Genomic DNA, 18401 nt, shown 5'->3' on the forward strand with positions numbered 1-18401 from the left:
TCATCCCGACTTACCAACCCCATGCAAACTCCGAATACCAATGAGTGCAATTACGGGAGACACACGGCGGGTGCTAACGTCCGTCGTGGAAAGGGAAACAACCCAGACCGTCAGCTAAGGTCCCAAAGTTACAGTTAAGTGGGAAACGATGTGGGAAGGCTTAGACAGCTAGGAGGTTGGCTTAGAAGCAGCCATCCTTTAAAGAAAGCGTAATAGCTCACTAGTCGAGTCGGCCTGCGCGGAAGATATAACGGGGCTAAAACTGTACACCGAAGCTACGGATGCAAGATTTATCTTGCATGGTAGAGGAGCGTTCTGTAAGCCGTTGAAGGTCAAGCTGTAAGGCAGGCTGGAGGTATCAGAAGTGCGAATGTTGACATGAGTAACGATAAGGGGAGTGAAAAACTTCCCCGCCGGAAGACCAAGGTTTCCTGTCCCATGCTAATCAGGGCAGGGTGAGTCGGCCCCTAAGGCGAGGCAGAAATGCGTAGTCGATGGGAAACAGGTTAATATTCCTGTACTTATGTATATTGCGATGGAGAGACGGAGAAGGCTAGGCTAGCACGGCGATGGTTGTCCGTGTTTAAGGTGGTAGGTTGAGAGCTTAGGTAAATCCGGGCCCTCTTAAGACCGAGAACTGATGACGAGTCCTCTTTTGGACGAAGTAGTTGATGCCATGCTTCCAGGAAAAACTTCTAAGCTTCAGATATACATGAACCGTACCCCAAACCGACACAGGTGGTCAGGTAGAGAATACCAAGGCGCTTGAGAGAACTCGGGTGAAGGAACTAGGCAAAATGGCACCGTAACTTCGGGAGAAGGTGCGCCGGTTAGTGTGAAGGATTTACTCCGTAAGCATTGATCGGTCGAAGATACCAGGTGGCTGCGACTGTTTATTAAAAACACAGCACTCTGCAAACACGAAAGTGGACGTATAGGGTGTGACGCCTGCCCGGTGCTGGAAGGTTAATTGATGGGGTTAGCGTAAGCGAAGCTCTTGATCGAAGCCCCAGTAAACGGCGGCCGTAACTATAACGGTCCTAAGGTAGCGAAATTCCTTGTCGGGTAAGTTCCGACCTGCACGAATGGCGTAACGATGGCCACACTGTCTCCACCCGAGACTCAGTGAAATTGAAATCGCAGTGAAGATGCTGTGTATCCGCGGCTAGACGGAAAGACCCCGTGAACCTTTACTATAGCTTCACAGTGAACTTTGAACCTACTTGTGTAGGATAGGTGGGAGGCTTTGAAACTAGGACGCCAGTTCTAGTGGAGCCAAACTTGAAATACCACCCTGGTATGTTTGAGGTTCTAACTCAGGTCCCTTATCGGGATCGAGGACACTGTGTGGTGGGTAGTTTGACTGGGGCGGTCTCCTCCCAAAGAGTAACGGAGGAGCACGAAGGTGTGCTCAGCATGGTCGGAAATCATGCGTAGAGTGTAAAGGCAAAAGCGCGCTTAACTGCGAGACAGACACGTCGAGCAGGTACGAAAGTAGGTCTTAGTGATCCGGTGGTTCTGTATGGAAGGGCCATCGCTCAACGGATAAAAGGTACTCCGGGGATAACAGGCTGATACCGCCCAAGAGTTCACATCGACGGCGGTGTTTGGCACCTCGATGTCGGCTCATCACATCCTGGGGCTGAAGCCGGTCCCAAGGGTATGGCTGTTCGCCATTTAAAGTGGTACGCGAGCTGGGTTTAGAACGTCGTGAGACAGTTCGGTCCCTATCTGCCGTGGACGTTTGAGATTTGAGAGGAGCTGCTCCTAGTACGAGAGGACCGGAGTGGACGAACCTCTGGTGTTCCGGTTGTCACGCCAGTGGCATTGCCGGGTAGCTATGTTCGGACGGGATAACCGCTGAAAGCATCTAAGCGGGAAGCCTCCCTCAAGATGAGATCTCACTGGGACATAAGTCCCCTAAAGAGCCGTTGAAGACTACGACGTTGATAGGTTGGGTGTGTAAGTGCTGTGAGGCATTGAGCTAACCAATACTAATTGCTCGTGAGGCTTGACCATATAACACCAAAGTGGTTTTGAGTGATAAAGAGAGACTGAGAAAACTCGTAAAGAGAAGGGTCAAACGGCATCATGAAAAGATCATAGAGACACAGATTACGACAGCATCAGCAATGATGTGGCTGGTTTGATACTTGGTTATCGCTATTTCAAAAAAAGCATTGTTAAAGATTCAAGCACGTATTGGCGTGTTGTGAGTGAACCTGCTGGATTAAGCCTAACGGCTTAACACAGACACTCAGAACGAACGCAACCCGTTTGCTTGACGATCATAGAGACGTTGAACCACCTGATCCCATCCCGAACTCAGAAGTGAAAAGCGTCATCGCCGATGGTAGTGTGGCATTCGCCATGTGAGAGTAGGTCGTCGTCAAGTTTTATTTAGAAAGCCCTGATTGCTCACGCAGTCAGGGCTTTTTTTCGTCTGTAGGTTGGCCTTTAGGCCAACAATAATGCCACACAGCATACCTATATCGACTAACATGATACTTTTTGTCGGGATGAATCCCGACTTACATCTCCCGTAGGTTGGCCTTTAGGCCAACAATAATGCCACACAGCATACCTATATCGACTAACATGATACTTTTTGTCGGGATGAATCCCGACTTACATCTCCCGTAGGTTGGCCTTTAGGCCAACAATAATGCCACACAGCATACCTATATCGACTAACATGATACTTTTTGTCGGGATGAATCCCGACTTACATCTCCTGTAGATGCAAGGTTGGGGTTAATGGCGACTTCAGACCGACAATAGGGTGTATGGAACTTAATTGTGTTAAAACAGATTCCTCATAATGTGATATCTGTATTAAAATTTAGCTTTGATAATAACTAGGTTGCTCAGGATGATTTCCCTTTCTTTTACTATTCTTCCCGTATTCTTATTGCTTGTGTTGGGAATTGTTTTATCTCGATATCGCTTTCCTTCGGATTCATTCTGGAGTGGTGTTGATAAACTAGTCTATTGGGTGTTATTTCCTTCTTTGCTTTATACCAAAACATCTGAGGTGGATTTTAGTAACCCAATTGTTGGTAGTTATGCGACGGTTTTTCTTTCAACCATATTTATTGTTTGTTGCTGTGTATTACTGGTAAATTATTTTTTCAAATCTTCACCTCCCACATGTACTAGTATGATGCAAGCGGGAGTACGGTTTAATACATTCATCGCTTTAGCTGTGGCTGAGAAGCTATACGGTGAGACAGGACTGCTTTTTGCCACATTAGGTGCATCTATATTGATTCCAACCATAAATGTCCTAGTAGTTGTCTATATGGTAATTAAACATGGTAAAGAGGGAGTGAACTTAGGAAGTCTGATTTTTAAAGAGTTGTTTAAAAATCCTTTGATTATTTCTATTTTGTTGGGGGTAAGTGTGAATTTGATGGGATTAAGTAAAGTGATTCCTCTTTATACCATTACCGAATTACTTGCCCAAGCAACTCTGCCTTTAGTGTTGTTGGCTGTAGGGGCCAGTTTACAGTTCCATGAAGTGAAAACAGCTTGGAAATATATAGGTTTTTCAACATTAATAAAAATGGTAATTTTCCCGGGGGTTATTATCTGGCTTTGCTTGTTGCTAAACGTTACTGGGATAATGGCTGCAGTGGCGGTTATATTCGGAGCGGTTCCAACGGCTACATCAGGTTATGCATTGGCACGCCAATTAGGTGGGAACGCTCCACTAATGGCTGTTCTAATCAGCTTTCAAACCGCCATTAGTATTTTTATGTTGCCTTTCGTTATGTGGATAGCTCAGGCCATTTTTTTAAGCTAGTGCTTATGATGATGATGTTCATGATGATGATCATGGATATCGTGTTCATCCATGGGCATCTCTTCACCATCATAATAAAGCCCAATATCATCACGTACTTCATCGAGAGTACTGATGAGTTGCAGAGAATCTTGCCATGAAAAATTAGGACTTTGTAATAAGCCTTCTTCCAAGCAGCGATTCACTTCATCTATTTCAAATTGATAGCCCATGCCAGGAAAGTCAAACTCAATTGATCTTTCATTATTGTCGACATCTATTAATCGGCAAGATTTAGACATAAACCAAGGGCCATCGATTTCAATATAGCCTTTGCTACCAGAAAGAACGGCTTTATTCGGGGAGTGAGAAATAAGGGAGGACTCTAATATTGCGAGCTGTCCTTGCTCCCAACCAAGTAGGATTTGGTTGAAAATATCGACATCAGTATCTCCAATTACGGCTTGGTTTTGAATAAAATCAGGCTTTCCAAAAAATAATTGAGCAAGAAATACTGGATAAATACCAAGGTCTAAAAGAGCGCCGCCTGCAAGTGATTTGTTAAGTAACCTGTGTTCTGGATCAGATGGACCAACAAAACCAAAACTGGCTTGAATACTGTTTAACTGCCCTAATTCACCGTCTTCAATCCAATCATAAACTTGCTCAATGACTGGGTTAAATCGTGTCCACATGGCTTCCATAGCAAAAACGTTACGCTCCTTGGCCAAATCGTAGAGCTCGCTAGATTGCTCATGATTTATGGTAAATGGTTTCTCACAAAGAATGGACTTATTCGCTAAAATACAAGCTTTAGCAATCTTGTAATGCAAGTGATGGGGTACTGCAATGTAGATAACATCAACTTGATCACTATTGATTAGAGAGAAATAATCAATGTAGGCTAGATCAACGTTAAAATCTGCCGCAAACTGATCAGCTGTTTCTTTGTTGCGTGAAGCAATTGCGGTTAATTCACCTGCTTTCGCATAAGCAAAATCATGGGCGAAATTTCTAGCGACCGTTCCTGTGCCTATAATGCCCCAACGTATTGTTTTCATAGTACTCTCCTGTCTTATTACTGGTCGCTTTTGAGGTTATTTTTCGAGTTTATTTTGTAAGTCAGAAACCTGTTCTTCTAGTTCTATAATACGATTCTTTAAGTTAATAATCAGTGAATTTGTGTCTGTTTCTGGTATACAAGTATCATGTTGCACTGTATCGATTGCAAATAGATGCACGTAGCGAATTTCCCTTTTTCCTGGAACTTTAGGTAGAGATTGAATATAAGGTCCACCTGCCATATGAATTAAAGACTGTAACGTATCCTCTACTTCTGAGAGGTCTTTGAATGTATAAAGCCTTGTGGATCTAGATCTCAGTTCACCAGATGTTTGAGGCCCCCTAAGCATGAGTAAGCAGATGATAGCAAGTTCTGGGTCGCTAAACTGAATGTCTGAAAATTCGGTATTACAAAATCTATGCTGGTATTTTGAGGTTTTGCTATTAAAGCTAGAGGTATCTATCACCAAATTACTTTGAATCAATTCGTCTAGGATTTCTTCTATTTCAGGTAGAGTAAAAGCGGTAATAGGGTCTCGACTGGATTTTTGATTGCTCGCATTTTGTAATGACTTAAGGCTTAAAGGATAGAGATCAGGAGTAGTAATCGACTTTTCTATTAAGCTACCAATAATACGGATTTGTTCATTTGTCAGAGATTGCTGGCTCATAGTAAATCCTTATGAATACTTAACGTTAATATATATTACTCTTTGTCATGCTTGTTTTGGAAGTCGCTTCTTTTAAATGATGGCATCAGTAGTAAAGAAAGTAAGCTCTTTGGGCGATAGGTTTTAGTTTGAGGCATTCCAATTTGAATTTTTTCATCTCCAAGTGACGCATTTGAGGTGTATGTATTAAAGAGTTTGTCCCAAATGCTTAAGAAAAATCCATAGTTGCTATTCGTTTCTTCTGTTACACGTGAATGATGAATTCTATGCATCTCAGGAGTAACAATGCATTTTCTTAAGATAGATTCTAAGCCTGCAGGTAACTTTATATTTGTATGGTTGAACATAGCTGAGGCATTCAAAATTATATCAAATAACAAGATGGCAAAAGCAGGCACACCAAAAATAACAACAACCATGCTTTTATAGATTAATGACAATAGGATCTCTATAGGGTGGAAGCGTACAGCGGAGGTAACATCAAGTTCCGCATCAGAATGGTGGACCCTATGTAGACGCCATATCCAGGTGATTTTATGGGAAATATTGTGTTGCCAATAAATGGCAAGATCAAGCAATATAATACCAATAATAATTTCTACCCATAGAGGGAAAGGTACTAGGTTTAGTAGGCCATATTTCGTTGCAGTGAGAGCGATCAGTGATAGTAGAATTGGTTGAAAAAAGCGAAGTGTAATTGTGTTTATGGCTAAAAGGCTTATATTTTCTACCCAACGTAGCTTCCAATGCTGTAATTTCTTTTTGGGATAAAATGTTTGCCACAAAATGAGTGCAATTACACAACTCAAAAAAATAGTTACCCTTAACGTATAATCAGTCATATTTAAATATCTTTAGTTAATATTAGAAATGGCGGTAGATAAGTGCTTAAAGTACGTTAGTGGGTGGTATAGGAATAAAGTTCCCTTATAAAGTAGCCATCTCGTCATAATTAATAGCTATGTTATTCTCTAATTTGAATCATCGTAAGAGAATAGTTTGTTACTCACTTACGATGGCTTGTATTTACTTCTTTCGGTTTGCTATGGTAGTTGCTTCATTGCATCAACCATTCTGTCGAGCGCTTTTTCTAATATTGCTCGAGGACACCCAAAGTTTAGTCTTAGAAACTGGGAATTGCCAAAATCTTTACCATCGGAAAGACCTACACCAGCTTCTAGAAAAAAGGTATGTGGGTTATTTAATTTTAATTCACTGACATCTAACCACTCTAAATAGGTGGCTTCTAATGATGCAAATTTAATCGGTGTATCCTTTAATTTTGCTCGGATAAAGTCTCTATTATCTTTTAAATACTCTAACAGCTGTGCGTGCCATTCATTCCCATTTTCATAGGCGGCTTGAGCGGCTACTAGACCGAGTAAATTGGGAGAAGGGACGATCCCGTTCTTACCTTTATTAAACTGATTCCTCAGTTTACTGTTTTCAATAATTGCAAAAGCAAATCCTAGACCTGCAATATTAAATGTTTTGCTAGGTGCCATTAGAGTAATGGTTCTGCTTTTAGCATCGTCATTTAAACTAGCGAACGGGACATGAGGGACATCTTCTAGAATCAGGTCGCAATGAATTTCATCTGATATAACAATCAGATCATTTTGTTTAGCCATTTCGTGAATGCGCTTTAATTCTTCTTTTGTATAAACTGTCCCTCCAGGATTATGAGGGTTGCAAAGTAGCAGCATGCGACTGTTTTCTTTAGCACAGGCTATTTTTAATTCATCAAAGTCAGGTAACCAACGTTGTTGATTGTCTAGTTTCATCTCAACATGAAGAACTTCGCGTTCTGAAAGTTCGGCCGCTTTTGTTAAATGGTAGTAAACTGGACCTGGAACCACGATTCCATCGCCTTGGTTTGAAAAAGTTCTTACTCCTGAATGCAGTGCACAAACAAGTCCTGGTAAGTTCACAATGGATGAATCGCTTATAGTCCATTGATAGTGTTTAGATAGGTGATTTTTAATGCTGTTATATAGTGATTCCGACGCAGCAGTATAACCAAAAATGCCATGCTTTAAGCGTTCGGATATGGCATCTTTAATAATACTTGGAGAAGCAAAGTCCATGTCCGCTACCCATAGAGGAATGACATCGTCTGAGTATCTCGACCATTTATCACTTTGAGTATTTTTCCTTGAAATAACCGTATCGAATTCCGTTTCTATATTGTGCAATCTTGTCATTATAACCTCTCAAAAGTTGAATTATTTCCTTCCTAGCCTTTATTAAACAATAACTTTGAAAATATAAATACTGATTTTTAAATTATAAAATCTAAGGAAATCAATGATATTAAATGGAATTATCGTTTTTTGAAAAAAACTTTAAAAAAACTAATAAAATAAAAATATTCAATAAAATCAATGTTTTATTTTTTTATATAAACCTTTTTTTTCATTTGTCAAGGGTTGCCCTTATTTCTTAAGCATCCTACTATGTTTAAAGTTAAACAAGCGTTTAATATAAAGGTTAATTATTATGCCAAAAGTCGGAATGCCAGCAATTAGAAAACCACAGTTAATACAGGCTGCGATTGAAGCTATTGACGAGCGTGGATTTTCTGGCGCAACCGTAAGTGTTATTGGAAAAAAAGCAGGGGTTTCTCCGGCAATAATTAATCATTACTTCGGTGGTAAAAATGGTTTATTAGAAGAAACCATGAAAAGTTTGATTCGAGAGTTTTTCTTATTATTAAAGCAAGAACTTGTTCGAGGGAAAAAGGCCTCTGGGATAGATAAAGTAATGATTATTGTAAAAACAAGTTTTAGTCATTCTCAAACTCAACCAGAAGTTGTTAAAGTCTGGATGGGGTTTTGGGCGTTAGCTATGCATAGCCATGTTTTTCTTCGGTTACAACGAGTGTATTCAAAGCGTCTTAAAACCGCGCTTGTTATGGAATTAAAAGCTATATTAGATATTCAGAAAGCAAGAGAAGTTGCGCATATAGTCGCTTCCTTGATCGACGGAATGTGGCTGAGAGGATCATTAGATGGAGGGATTAATAAATCTTACTCCACAAAACTAATTCGTTCTTATTTAGAATTAGAAATTAGTTAGTAATACATTTTGTTTAGAATTATTTCTTTCAAAATGGTCATTTCATTTAAGTTAATTGAATTATTAAAACGAGGGTAAGTTATGTTATCAATGCTAAGTAAATCCGTGGTTGCTGTCGGCGTTGCAACTGTTTCTGGGCTAACACTTGCAGCGAACTGTTCTACCGTTCGATTTTCAGATGTAGGCTGGACTGATATTACGGCGACAACAGCGGTCACTACTGAAGTGCTACAAGGGCTGGGTTATGAAACGAAAACTCAGCTGTTATCTGTTCCTATTACTTATACATCGTTAGCGAATGGAGATATTGATGTATTTCTAGGAAACTGGATGCCAACAATGGAGGCGGATATCACTCCATATCTTCAAGCGGGAACGGTTGAAGACTTAGGCCCAAATTTGACTGGTGCTAAATATACGCTTGCCGTTAATAAAGCGGCTTATGATGCCGGTGTCAAAACCTTTGCTGATTTAGCCAAGTTTAAGAAAGAATTTTCTAGCCGAGTTTATGGTATTGAACCTGGTAATGATGGTAACCGTATCATTCAAAGTATGATTGATTCTAATGCATTTGATTTAGGATCATTTAAATTGGTTGAGTCGAGTGAATCAGGCATGATTTCTCAAGTAAGTCGTAATACTCGTCGCGATAAATGGATTGCTTTCTTGGGTTGGGCTCCCCATCCAATGAATTCAAACTTTGATATTGAATATCTAGATGGTGGCGATGATTTCTTTGGACCAAATTACGGTGGTGCCAATGTTCATACTAACGTCCGTAAATCTTATGTTGCAGAATGTCCTAATGTTGGCAAATTATTGACTAATCTAGAGTTTTCATTAGATATGGAAAACCAAATTATGGGTGCAATTTTGGATGACGGTAAGCAACCTGATGTGGCTGCAAAAGAATGGTTAGCGAATAACCCTGCTGTATTGGATACTTGGTTAAATGGTGTAATGACTCAATCTGGGGATAACGGCAGTGTATCTGCTGTGAAGGCGCATTTAGGGCTGTAAGTTAGTTAAGTGAAATAAGGGTGGTTCGTTAGTTTTAGAGTTTTAGTAACCACCCTTTCTTTGAAGTCCTTATGTCGTGGAGAAAGTATAATGAATTGGTTAACTGACCATAAACTCCCTCTTGGATCTTGGATGGAGCTATTTGTAGATTGGCTCATCGAAGTTGCCGCTGTGTTTTTTGATTTTATTTCTGAAACACTAGAAACATTAATTGTATCTTTAGTTGATGCAATTGAATGGATGCCTCCTCTAGCTGTGATTATTATTGTAATGATTGGTGTTTGGCTTTTACATCGAAGTATTGGTCTAGTGATATTTGTTGCCGCATCAATGCTACTTATCATTAATTTGGGGTATTGGGTTGAAACGATCCAAACACTCGTATTAGTTGTCTCTGCTACAACAATCAGCGTGCTAGTTGGTGTGCCTATTGGTATTGCGGCGGCACATCGTCCTTGGCTTTATACGATACTTCGTCCCATTTTAGATTTAATGCAGACGATTCCAACATTTGTTTACTTAATTCCAACCCTTATTTTATTTGGTTTAGGGTATGTGCCTGGCCTTATTTCTACGATTATTTTTGCTATCGCTGCTCCTATTCGCTTAACCTATTTAGGTATTAGTAAAGTACCAACGGAATTAGTAGAAGCGGGATTAGCGTTTGGCTGTACCAAATCAAAATTGCTTTATAAAGTAGAGTTGCCAGCCGCCATGCCGAATATTATGGCAGGGGTTACCCAATGTATTATGTTGTCCTTATCAATGGTGGTTATTGCCGCACTAGTGGGTGCAGATGGATTGGGTAAACCTGTGGTGAGAGCATTAAATACAGTAAATATTTCTCAAGGCTTCGAAGCGGGTATCGTTATTGTTTTAGTTGCCATTATGCTTGATCGTATTTGTAAAAGTCCTTCTGCTAGCAAGGAGTTGTCATAATGTCTGTTGTAAGTATTCAAAACCTTGACGTTGTATTTGGTGACAATACCAGTAAAACACTTGCTTTGATGGATGAAGGTAAGTCTAGAAATGAGATCTTAGGTCTAACTGGCGATGTTGTTGGTGTTCAAAACGCAAATATAGAAGTTCAAGAAGGAGAGATTTGTGTCCTAATGGGGCTCTCTGGCTCAGGTAAGTCGACTTTGTTAAGAACGATTAATGGCCTGAATAAAGTGGCGCGTGGGAAATGCTTAGTACGAGATGGCGATACTATGGTCGATATGGCGACTTGTAATGAGTCCATGTTAAGACACATTCGGACTAACCGAGTCTCTATGGTGTTTCAAAGTTTTGCCCTTATGCCATGGTTGACGGTGCTTGAAAATGTCGCTTTTGGCCTAGAAATGCAAGGTCTGGGTAAAACAGAGCGACTAGCAAAAGCAAAAATACAAATCGATATGGTGGGACTTGGTAATTGGGCTGATAAGAAAATTGATGAATTATCTGGGGGGATGAGGCAGCGAGTGGGCTTAGCACGTGCATTTGCAATGGACTCTGATGTTTTATTGATGGATGAACCTTTCTCGGCTCTTGATCCATTGATTCGTTCTCAGTTACAAGATGAATTGATTGAATTGCAGCAACGTTTGAATAAAACCATTATTTTCGTAAGTCACGATTTAGATGAAGCTTTGAAAATCGGTTCAAAAATAGCCATTATGGAATCCGCTAAGATTATTCAGCAGGATAAGCCTGAAGAGATAGTGTTAAACCCAGCCACTGAGTATGTGGAGAAGTTTGTTGCCCATACAAACCCTCTGAATGTCCTTAAAGGCAGTTCTTTGATGTCATCTAAGTCAGAAATGGCAGTGTTTGAATCTGGATGTACAGATAACGACTTGTATTACTACTTGGATGCTACCGATCATATTTTAAAAGTTGAGCACAATGGTATAGAGCTGGGAATAAATCATTGGGCAATGGGAGAAGACATTAACGCGTTAACCGTTAATTCTGTTACTCAAGTTCCCTTCAATATTTCAATGAGAGACGCGGCTGAAATTCGTTATAAAACGGGTCAGCCATTAATGTTAATTAAAGATGAATGTTTTGTCGGTATATTGAACGATAATAATTTTTATCATGCTTTATTAGGTAAGCACTTTAGTAAATCAGAAGACTGATTCGTTATTAATCCATCGATAAAAAGGCCAAATTGTATGATTTGGCTTTTTTATTTTACGCTCTTGAAGCCATTTTCATTTCACCTTTAAGCCAGTTTACAAATGTTTCCATTAATAGTGTTTTTTCATCAGTATGAGTAAAGATTAAATGGTAGCCATTGTTTGATGTGAGGCTAAATTGTGGAAATGAGATGAGTATGTCTTTTTGGATTAGATCGTTTAGTAGTGGGGACCAAGCTAAGCACACTCCTTGTCCTGCTAAAGCGGCTTGAACGAGTAATGTGTAGTTGTCTGATTCAAATTGAGGTTGGATACCATTAAGTGTTAACCCATGTTTGTAGGCAATATCATCCCAATTCAACCAACTTTTACTTTTATTCTCATTGAGCTTTAGTAATGGAAAGGTTAGTAGCTCTTCTAGAGTATCTATACTTTTTCCGTCTAATAAGGCTTTGCTGCATACTGGTAGCACGGTTTCTATTACTAGTTGATGACTGTCGTAAGCTTGATAATGATTTGCGCCACAGACAATAACAATATCGGCGTCACCACTGTTTTCAACATCTGGGGCTTGTGAGGTTTGTAATCGAATGTCCATTTCAGGAAAGATCGATTGATATTGATTTCTAAACTCAGTTAATTTTGGAATCAATACATAGGAGGCAAAAGCAAAATCGGTGGCGACAGTTATCTTATTATTCTGTGGGCGTTGACGAATATCATCACAGACAAGTTTTAATTCTTGTAAACTTTTTTGAGTGGCTAATAAAAGTTTATTACCTGACTCTGTTAATTCTACTCCACGATAAATACGACTAAATAGCTGGCACTTTAAATTTGCTTCTAGAGATCTAACCTGTTGACTGACGGCTGGCTGAGTGGTTCCCATTTCTTTTGCTGCACGAGTAAAGCTGAGTAATCTGGCGGCAGACTCAAAGACAACTAAATTTTGTAATGGAGGAAGCACTTCTTTTTGAGGCATAAGTTCTATTTATCCCAGTGAACCAGTTTCAAGGAAAATACAGGGTAAACCGAAAGCCTTAATTGAGTAAAGACTGACATTACGTGAGCTAAGATAAATACTATATTTTTAATATTGAACTGTATTTGTGTTAATAGAAAAGCGTGGTTTTTTTATGACTGAATATGGCGTGTTTTTAACGGTTATTTTGTCGCTCTTTGAATAGAAAGAGTCGTTGTTTTAGTTGTTTTAACCCTGACGGTATATTTCGACTATATTAAGGTAAATTAATAGCATGTATGGCTTTTAATCTCAGCCATTTCTTGTATATTTGCGATTCTTTTTTACCTCGGTAGAATGAAAGTAATCCTAATGTGTTTGAGTATTCTAAAACAAGGAATAACTAATGGTTAAACAAACGATTTTACCAATATGGAGCTTATTGTTTGGTATTGTAATCATCACCATGGCAGGAGGGCTACAGGGCTCTTTGATTGGGATCAGGGCATCATTAGAAGAGTTTGATACGACTGTGACTGGTTTTATCATGTCGGGTTATTATATTGGTTTTATCCTTGGATCAATGCTTATTCCTGGATGGGTGAAAAATGTTGGTCATATTCGTGTTTTTGCTGCGGTAGCGTCTTTAGCCTCTATTACTATTTTAATGCAATCCATTGTAATAAATCCGTGGTTCTGGACTATTATGAGAACGGGGACGGGTTTATGTTACGCTGGACTTTTTATTGTTACAGAAAGTTGGCTGAATGATATTTCGTCAAATGAAACCAGAGGCCGACTGTTTTCTGTATATATGATCGTCCTGTGGGGGGATCAATTCTCGGTCAAATGTTACTAAATATCGCGTCCCCAAGTGGCTATGACCTTTTTATTTTAACGTCTGTGCTCATCTCATTTGCTTTGGTTCCTTTATTATTGGTACGTACACCATCTCCAACTATTGATGTACCTGAAAAACTGCAAATGGCGAGTTTAATTAAAACCGCTCCACTGGGGGTGACTGGGGTTACATTAGCTGGTGTCGTTATTGGCGCTGTGCTTGGGTTGGCTGCAGTGTATGCACAATCCATTGGGATGAATGTTGCCGAAATATCTTTGTTTTTAGGTGCCAGTTATGTGGGTGGGCTATTACTGCAATGGCCAATAGGTCGTTTATCTGACATTCAAGATCGTCGAGTAACCATACTCTTGGTATCCATTACTGCCTCTATCACCGCCTTTGTGGTTCCGGTCGGAATGTATTTAGATAATCATTATCTTATGCTGTTAGGTATGTTTTTAGTTGGCGCATTTTCTTTTCCTTTATATTCATTGTCGGCATCCCACGTAAATGATCAGCTCCGACCAGAACAAATTTTATCGGCCAGTAGCGGATTAATTTTATTAAACGGAATTGGTGGAGCGACAGGGCCTATTATTGGCGCTTTGGCAATGGACTTCTTGGATGTAAATGCTCTGTTTTGGTTTGTGGCTATTGTTAATATTTTTGTGGCTATGGTGGCGGCTTATCGTATTAATTATCAACCTCCAATGATTATCGAAGATCAAGGGGATCAGGTGCCTGTCGCACTTGGTGTCAGTCCTGTCGTGACGGCGGAAATGTTTGCCGAAGCAGACTCAAATCTTGAGGTGGAAGAAGAAGTTACAGAAGTTGAGATAAAACTTTAAAATTGAAAACAGCGTGTGAATTTGGTATGTATAATTACCCAGCTGTTAAAATTTGGTTATGTTTTTATAAGGAAGCACTATTATGATTCGTAAATGTTTATTCCCCGTTGCAGGGTATGGAACGCGTTTTCTACCGGCAACGAAGTCTATGCCGAAAGAAATGCTTCCAATTGTAAATAAACCACTTGTCCAATACGGTGTTGAAGAAGCGGTAAGTGCAGGGCTAAATAATGTGACGTTTGTAACCGGTCGTGGTAAACGATCCATTGCAGACCATTTTGATATTAGTTATGAGCTTGAGCATCAAATATCAGGAACTGGAAAAGAGCAGTATCTAGAAGGCATTCGTTATTTAATTAATAATGTAAATTTTTCTTATACTCGGCAAAATAACATGTTAGGTCTTGGTCATGCTATTTTGACTGGGGAACCGCTAATTGGTGATGAAGCGTTTGGCGTTGTGCTTGCGGATGATCTTTGTGTAGAAGAAGATGGCTCCGATGGCGTGATGGCGCAAATGGTTAAGTTGTATAACCAGTTTCGCTGTTCAATTGTTGCTATTGAAGAGGTGCCGGCAGACGAAGTAAATAAATACGGTATTATTGCTGGTGAAAGCATGGTCGACGGTTTATATCGTGTTACTGATATGGTTGAGAAGCCGAACCCAGAAGATGCTCCTTCGAATTTAGCTATAATTGGTCGCTATATTTTGACTCCAGATATTTTTCAAAAAATACGTGATACGCCTCCAGGTCGAAATGGTGAAGTGCAGATTACGGATGCTCTTCTTCAGCAAGCAAAAGAAGGTTGTGTGCTTGCTTATAAATTTAAAGGACGTCGTTTCGATTGCGGCAGCATTGATGGGTTTGTTGAGGCAACCAATTACTGCTATGAAAACATTTATAAGAAAAAGTAATGAATACGTTATAATCACCTAATGATTTTCCCCCAAGCTTGCAACGGCGGCGTGTCTTTTTGAAGATATGCTTCAGCCGTCGCAAGCTTTTTGATTTCTGAAGCGCATTTCAAATGCCTCTCCAATCCATTGCTTTGTTTGCTAGGCTTTAATAAATATCTAAAAACGACAAAAAAATGTTATTTAAGATCTTTTTTTTGTTTTTTTGCATGCTGATCTTTTGAAGTAAATCTATTGTGCCAGCCATTGATTTCTATCTTATTATGCAATCAAGTGTATCCCTATGAGTATTTTAAAAAACTAGCAGGAGTAGCGTTTCTCTAGGTTTAACGGAGAGTGTTATAAACAAACAGTTGTAAAGCAAAGCATGATTCTGGGTAATCACTATTTGAGTATTTTGGAACACCAAAAAATATATATAAGTTAAACTTATCTTAGTCATAAAAAATAGGCCAGTTTACAAGAAAATGTCAAAGGTTCACTCTATCTGTTATTAAGTCACGGCGTAATTTTTCGCTCTTGTTAATAACATATAGGTTACTGGTATATGACAAATAAAAAGCCCAACATCTTATTTTTAATGGCTGATCAAATGGCGGCCTCGGCACTCTCATTTTATGGACATAAAGTAGTAAAGACGCCAAACCTGGATGCATTAGCTAAAGACGCTGTTGTTTTTGATTCTGCCTACTGCAACAGTCCTTTATGTGCACCGTCTCGATATGTTCTTATGACAGGACAACTTCCCGCAAAAATAGGCGCATTTGATAACGCGGCGGATTTACCCGCTGACATCCCGACTTTTGCACATTATCTAAGGCAACAAAATTACCAAACGGCTTTGTCTGGAAAAATGCATTTTTGTGGACCAGAGCAATTGCATGGTTTTGAAGACCGATTGACTACGGATATTTACCCTGCCGATTATGGATGGTTTCCTAATTGGGATGATCCAGATACACGTCCAACTTGGTATCACAATATGAGCTCGGTGACTCAAGCCGGACCTTGTGTTAGAACAAATCAATTGGATTTCGATGATGAAGTTACCTTTCAAGCCAAGCGTTATTTATACGATTACGCGAGAGGTAAGCAAGAAAGACCTTTTTGTTTAACTGTGTCATTAACCCATCCCCATGATCCGTATGCAATCCCTGAGCAATATTGGAACCTATATAAAGAGGAAGATATTGACTTGCCAAATATTACTATTCCAAAGGCAGAGCAAGACCCTCACTCATTACGTTTGCAGGAGGTGTTCGCGTTTGATGAGAAACCGATAACAGAGCAGCAGATACGTAATGCAAGGAGAGCGTATTATGGCGCGATCAGTTATGTAGATGAAAAAATTGGTGAAGTATTGAAGTCCTTAAAAGACTGTGGTCTAGAGGATGACACTATTATTGTCTTTTCTGGTGATCATGGTGACATGCTTGGTGAGAGGAATCTTTGGTTCAAAATGTCCTTTTTTGAAGATTCTGTGCGTGTTCCCATGATGATTCATGCTCCTAAGCGCTTTGCGGCAAAGCGAGTGAGTGAATCGGTTTCAACTATGGATATTCTTCCTACTTTTGTTGATTTCGCCACAGATAAGGCTCCCCACGATTATGTAATGCCAATTCAAGGGCGTAGCTTATTGCCTCACCTTGAGGGGAAGGGGGGCATGACGAGGTCATAGCAGAATATTTTGGTGAAGGTACGATTGCTCCTCTCTTTATGATACGTCGAGGGGACTATAAGTATGTGCATTGCCATAAAGATCCTGATCAACTGTTTAACCTCAAAACAGATCCAAAGGAATTGCAAAACCTTGCCGAGAATGAAGAGCATCAAGAGCGTCTTGCGGCATTCCAAAGAGAGGCGTTAGAGCGTTGGGATAATGATGTACTCACCGAAGCGGTATTGATAAGTCAACGACGTCGTCGTTTGGTTGTGAGTGCGTTAAATAAAGGTAAGAAAAAATCTTGGGATCATCAACCCTTCTTTGACAGCAGTGAAATGTATATGAGAAATCATATTGATTTAGATGATTTAGAAACCAGATCAAGATTCCCTAAAGTAGATTGAACTCAAAAATGCAGGAGTAATACTATGTTGAAGACGTCATCTTATGTAAGTTTTATTAAAGCAGGAAGTGTCGCTGCGTTCTTAATCTCGAGTAGTTTAAGTTATGCGCAGGAGCCTATCCAATGTCAGAAAGTTACGTTCAGTGATCCAGGTTGGACTGATATTGGTGCAACTAATGGAATCACTACAACGATATTGAATGCGTTAGGCTATGAAACAAATGTGTTGTTGTTAGGGGTTCCTATTGGTTTTGAGAGTTTAAAGAGTGGAGAAGTAGATCTCTTTATGGGGAACTGGATGCCAGCTCAAACTGGCTTTATTAATGAATATAAACAAGATATTGATATTGTTAGAACCAATTTAGAAGGTGTTAAGTTTACCTTAGCTGTGCCGGAATTTGTTTATGATGCTGGGGTGAAAAATTTTGCCGACTTAAATCGGTTTTCAAGTCAATTTCGAAAACGTATTTATGGCATAGAGGCGGGAGCTCCAGCCAATCAAAACCTGCAAAAAATGATTGATACTAATGACTTTAACTTAGGTGAATGGAAGGTTGTGGAGTCTGGCGAACAAGCCATGCTATCTCAAGTAAACCGATCTGTTCGTCGAGAGCAGTTCATTGTGTTTCTTGGGTGGGAGCCGCATCCCATGAATGTCTCTTTTAATTTGAAATATTTAGCGGGTGGTGATGAGTACTTTGGGCCTAATTATGGAGGCGCAATTATTCGGACGTTAAGTCGAAAAGGGTATGGTACTGAATGCAGTAATGTCGGTCAGTTAGTAAAAAATTTAGAGTTTTCGTTAACCATGGAAAATGAAATCATTGATGGTATTTTGAATCAGTCACTAGAGTCAGGTATCGCGGCAGCAACATGGCTGAAAAAGCATCCAGAGGTACTGGAGGATTGGCTAGATGGTGTAACCACGTTTGATGGTGAGCCAGGGTTGGCCGCGGTGCAAAATTCGTTGGGCCTGAAGTAGGTTTTAGTGTTTAGGTAGGGTAAAGACGTAGTAGATACTTTGTAACAAA

16 protein-coding genes and 2 rRNA genes are annotated in these 18401 nt (G+C 39.8%); 13 read left to right on the forward strand and 5 right to left on the reverse strand.

From position 1 onward, the window contains the following. The 3 genes from O1D97_RS00005 to O1D97_RS00015 form a co-directional block, all read left to right on the forward strand. Positions 1 to 2019, forward strand: a 23S ribosomal RNA gene (locus tag O1D97_RS00005); the annotation flags it as partial. Between the two features lie 261 nt (positions 2020 to 2280). Next, positions 2281 to 2395: ribosomal RNA gene (gene rrf, locus O1D97_RS00010) — 5S ribosomal RNA — on the forward strand. Positions 2396 to 2872: 477 nt separating this feature from the next. Further along, complete coding sequence (locus O1D97_RS00015; RefSeq protein ID WP_269121681.1) at positions 2873 to 3805, forward strand: AEC family transporter; 933 nt, start codon at positions 2873 to 2875, stop codon at positions 3803 to 3805. On the opposite strand, the gene O1D97_RS00020 is transcribed toward O1D97_RS00015, so the two are convergent. From O1D97_RS00020 to O1D97_RS00035, 4 genes are all read right to left on the reverse strand, one after another. Beyond that, the gene (locus tag O1D97_RS00020; protein WP_269121683.1) at positions 3802 to 4845 is read right to left on the reverse strand and encodes a Gfo/Idh/MocA family protein; all 1044 of its coding nucleotides are present in this window, start codon (positions 4843 to 4845) and stop codon (positions 3802 to 3804) included. The genes O1D97_RS00015 and O1D97_RS00020 overlap by 4 nt on opposite strands. 36 nt (positions 4846 to 4881) lie before the next feature. Next, entirely contained in the window at positions 4882 to 5517 is a 636-nt protein-coding gene (locus O1D97_RS00025) for a YceH family protein (protein WP_269121685.1), read from the reverse strand. Positions 5518 to 5552: 35 nt separating this feature from the next. Further along, positions 5553 to 6359 (reverse strand): sterol desaturase family protein, encoded by an 807-nt coding sequence (locus O1D97_RS00030; protein WP_269121686.1) that lies wholly within the window; start codon positions 6357 to 6359, stop codon positions 5553 to 5555. Positions 6360 to 6560: 201 nt separating this feature from the next. Further along, positions 6561 to 7721 (reverse strand): MalY/PatB family protein, encoded by a 1161-nt coding sequence (locus O1D97_RS00035; RefSeq protein ID WP_269121688.1) that lies wholly within the window; start codon positions 7719 to 7721, stop codon positions 6561 to 6563. 295 nt (positions 7722 to 8016) lie between these two features. On the opposite strand from O1D97_RS00035, the gene betI reads away from it, so the two are divergent. The 4 genes from betI (at position 8017) to choV (ending at position 11738) form a co-directional block, all read left to right on the forward strand. Further along, positions 8017 to 8595 (forward strand): transcriptional regulator BetI, encoded by a 579-nt coding sequence (betI, locus tag O1D97_RS00040; RefSeq protein ID WP_269121690.1) that lies wholly within the window; start codon positions 8017 to 8019, stop codon positions 8593 to 8595. Positions 8596 to 8676: 81 nt separating this feature from the next. Continuing rightward, a complete protein-coding gene (locus tag O1D97_RS00045; protein WP_269121692.1) occupies positions 8677 to 9615 on the forward strand; it encodes a choline ABC transporter substrate-binding protein in 939 nt (312 codons plus the stop codon). A gap of 90 nt (positions 9616 to 9705) precedes the next feature. Beyond that, positions 9706 to 10554, forward strand: a complete 849-nt coding sequence (choW, locus tag O1D97_RS00050) for a choline ABC transporter permease subunit (protein WP_269121693.1) — start codon at positions 9706 to 9708, stop codon at positions 10552 to 10554. After that, complete coding sequence (choV, locus tag O1D97_RS00055) at positions 10554 to 11738, forward strand: choline ABC transporter ATP-binding protein (RefSeq protein ID WP_269121694.1); 1185 nt, start codon at positions 10554 to 10556, stop codon at positions 11736 to 11738. The genes choW and choV overlap by 1 nt, the downstream gene beginning before the upstream one ends. A gap of 55 nt (positions 11739 to 11793) precedes the next feature. Here choV and O1D97_RS00060 read toward each other — a convergent pair whose 3' ends face one another. After that, positions 11794 to 12720 (reverse strand): LysR substrate-binding domain-containing protein, encoded by a 927-nt coding sequence (locus O1D97_RS00060; protein ID WP_269121695.1) that lies wholly within the window; start codon positions 12718 to 12720, stop codon positions 11794 to 11796. A gap of 385 nt (positions 12721 to 13105) precedes the next feature. Here O1D97_RS00060 and O1D97_RS00065 point away from each other — a divergent pair, with 385 nt between their 5' ends. The 6 genes from O1D97_RS00065 (at position 13106) to choX (ending at position 18352) form a co-directional block, all read left to right on the forward strand. Continuing rightward, positions 13106 to 13558, forward strand: coding sequence for an MFS transporter (locus O1D97_RS00065; protein ID WP_269121697.1), 453 nt, complete (start codon positions 13106 to 13108; stop codon positions 13556 to 13558). After that, positions 13549 to 14388, forward strand: coding sequence for an MFS transporter (locus tag O1D97_RS00070; protein WP_269121698.1), 840 nt, complete (start codon positions 13549 to 13551; stop codon positions 14386 to 14388). Before O1D97_RS00065 ends, O1D97_RS00070 begins: the two co-directional genes overlap by 10 nt. Positions 14389 to 14470: 82 nt before the next feature. Then, complete coding sequence (galU, locus tag O1D97_RS00075) at positions 14471 to 15304, forward strand: UTP--glucose-1-phosphate uridylyltransferase GalU (RefSeq protein ID WP_269121700.1); 834 nt, start codon at positions 14471 to 14473, stop codon at positions 15302 to 15304. A gap of 547 nt (positions 15305 to 15851) precedes the next feature. Then, complete coding sequence (gene betC, locus O1D97_RS00080) at positions 15852 to 16982, forward strand: choline-sulfatase (protein ID WP_269121702.1); 1131 nt, start codon at positions 15852 to 15854, stop codon at positions 16980 to 16982. A 65-nt stretch (positions 16983 to 17047) separates the two neighbouring features. After that, a complete protein-coding gene (locus O1D97_RS00085; protein ID WP_269121704.1) occupies positions 17048 to 17371 on the forward strand; it encodes a hypothetical protein in 324 nt (107 codons plus the stop codon). A 24-nt stretch (positions 17372 to 17395) separates the two neighbouring features. Next, positions 17396 to 18352: a choline ABC transporter substrate-binding protein gene (choX, locus tag O1D97_RS00090; protein ID WP_269121706.1), complete on the forward strand. Its 957-nt coding sequence runs from the start codon at positions 17396 to 17398 to the stop codon at positions 18350 to 18352. Positions 18353 to 18401: the final 49 nt, after the last annotated feature.

The organism is Marinomonas phaeophyticola, assembly GCF_026966905.1.
GTDB classification, from domain to species: Bacteria; Pseudomonadota; Gammaproteobacteria; order Pseudomonadales; family Marinomonadaceae; genus Marinomonas; species Marinomonas phaeophyticola.

Excerpts from the sequence above, each read along its gene's own strand:
- choW (WP_269121693.1), top strand. The coding sequence starts at position 9,706 with ATGAATTGGTTAACTGACCATAAACTCCCTCTTGGATCTTGGATGGAG.
- O1D97_RS00045 (WP_269121692.1), top strand. The coding sequence starts at position 8,677 with ATGTTATCAATGCTAAGTAAATCCGTGGTTGCTGTCGGCGTTGCAACT.
- O1D97_RS00025 (WP_269121685.1), bottom strand. The coding sequence starts at position 5,517 with ATGAGCCAGCAATCTCTGACAAATGAACAAATCCGTATTATTGGTAGC.
- O1D97_RS00035 (WP_269121688.1), bottom strand. The coding sequence starts at position 7,721 with ATGACAAGATTGCACAATATAGAAACGGAATTCGATACGGTTATTTCA.
- choV (WP_269121694.1), top strand. The coding sequence starts at position 10,554 with ATGTCTGTTGTAAGTATTCAAAACCTTGACGTTGTATTTGGTGACAAT.
- O1D97_RS00065 (WP_269121697.1), top strand. The coding sequence starts at position 13,106 with ATGGTTAAACAAACGATTTTACCAATATGGAGCTTATTGTTTGGTATT.
- O1D97_RS00030 (WP_269121686.1), bottom strand. The coding sequence starts at position 6,359 with ATGACTGATTATACGTTAAGGGTAACTATTTTTTTGAGTTGTGTAATT.
- O1D97_RS00015 (WP_269121681.1), top strand. The coding sequence starts at position 2,873 with ATGATTTCCCTTTCTTTTACTATTCTTCCCGTATTCTTATTGCTTGTG.
- O1D97_RS00020 (WP_269121683.1), bottom strand. The coding sequence starts at position 4,845 with ATGAAAACAATACGTTGGGGCATTATAGGCACAGGAACGGTCGCTAGA.
- galU (WP_269121700.1), top strand. The coding sequence starts at position 14,471 with ATGATTCGTAAATGTTTATTCCCCGTTGCAGGGTATGGAACGCGTTTT.
- betC (WP_269121702.1), top strand. The coding sequence starts at position 15,852 with ATGACAAATAAAAAGCCCAACATCTTATTTTTAATGGCTGATCAAATG.
- choX (WP_269121706.1), top strand. The coding sequence starts at position 17,396 with ATGTTGAAGACGTCATCTTATGTAAGTTTTATTAAAGCAGGAAGTGTC.
- betI (WP_269121690.1), top strand. The coding sequence starts at position 8,017 with ATGCCAAAAGTCGGAATGCCAGCAATTAGAAAACCACAGTTAATACAG.
- O1D97_RS00060 (WP_269121695.1), bottom strand. The coding sequence starts at position 12,720 with ATGCCTCAAAAAGAAGTGCTTCCTCCATTACAAAATTTAGTTGTCTTT.
- O1D97_RS00070 (WP_269121698.1), top strand. The coding sequence starts at position 13,549 with ATGTTACTAAATATCGCGTCCCCAAGTGGCTATGACCTTTTTATTTTA.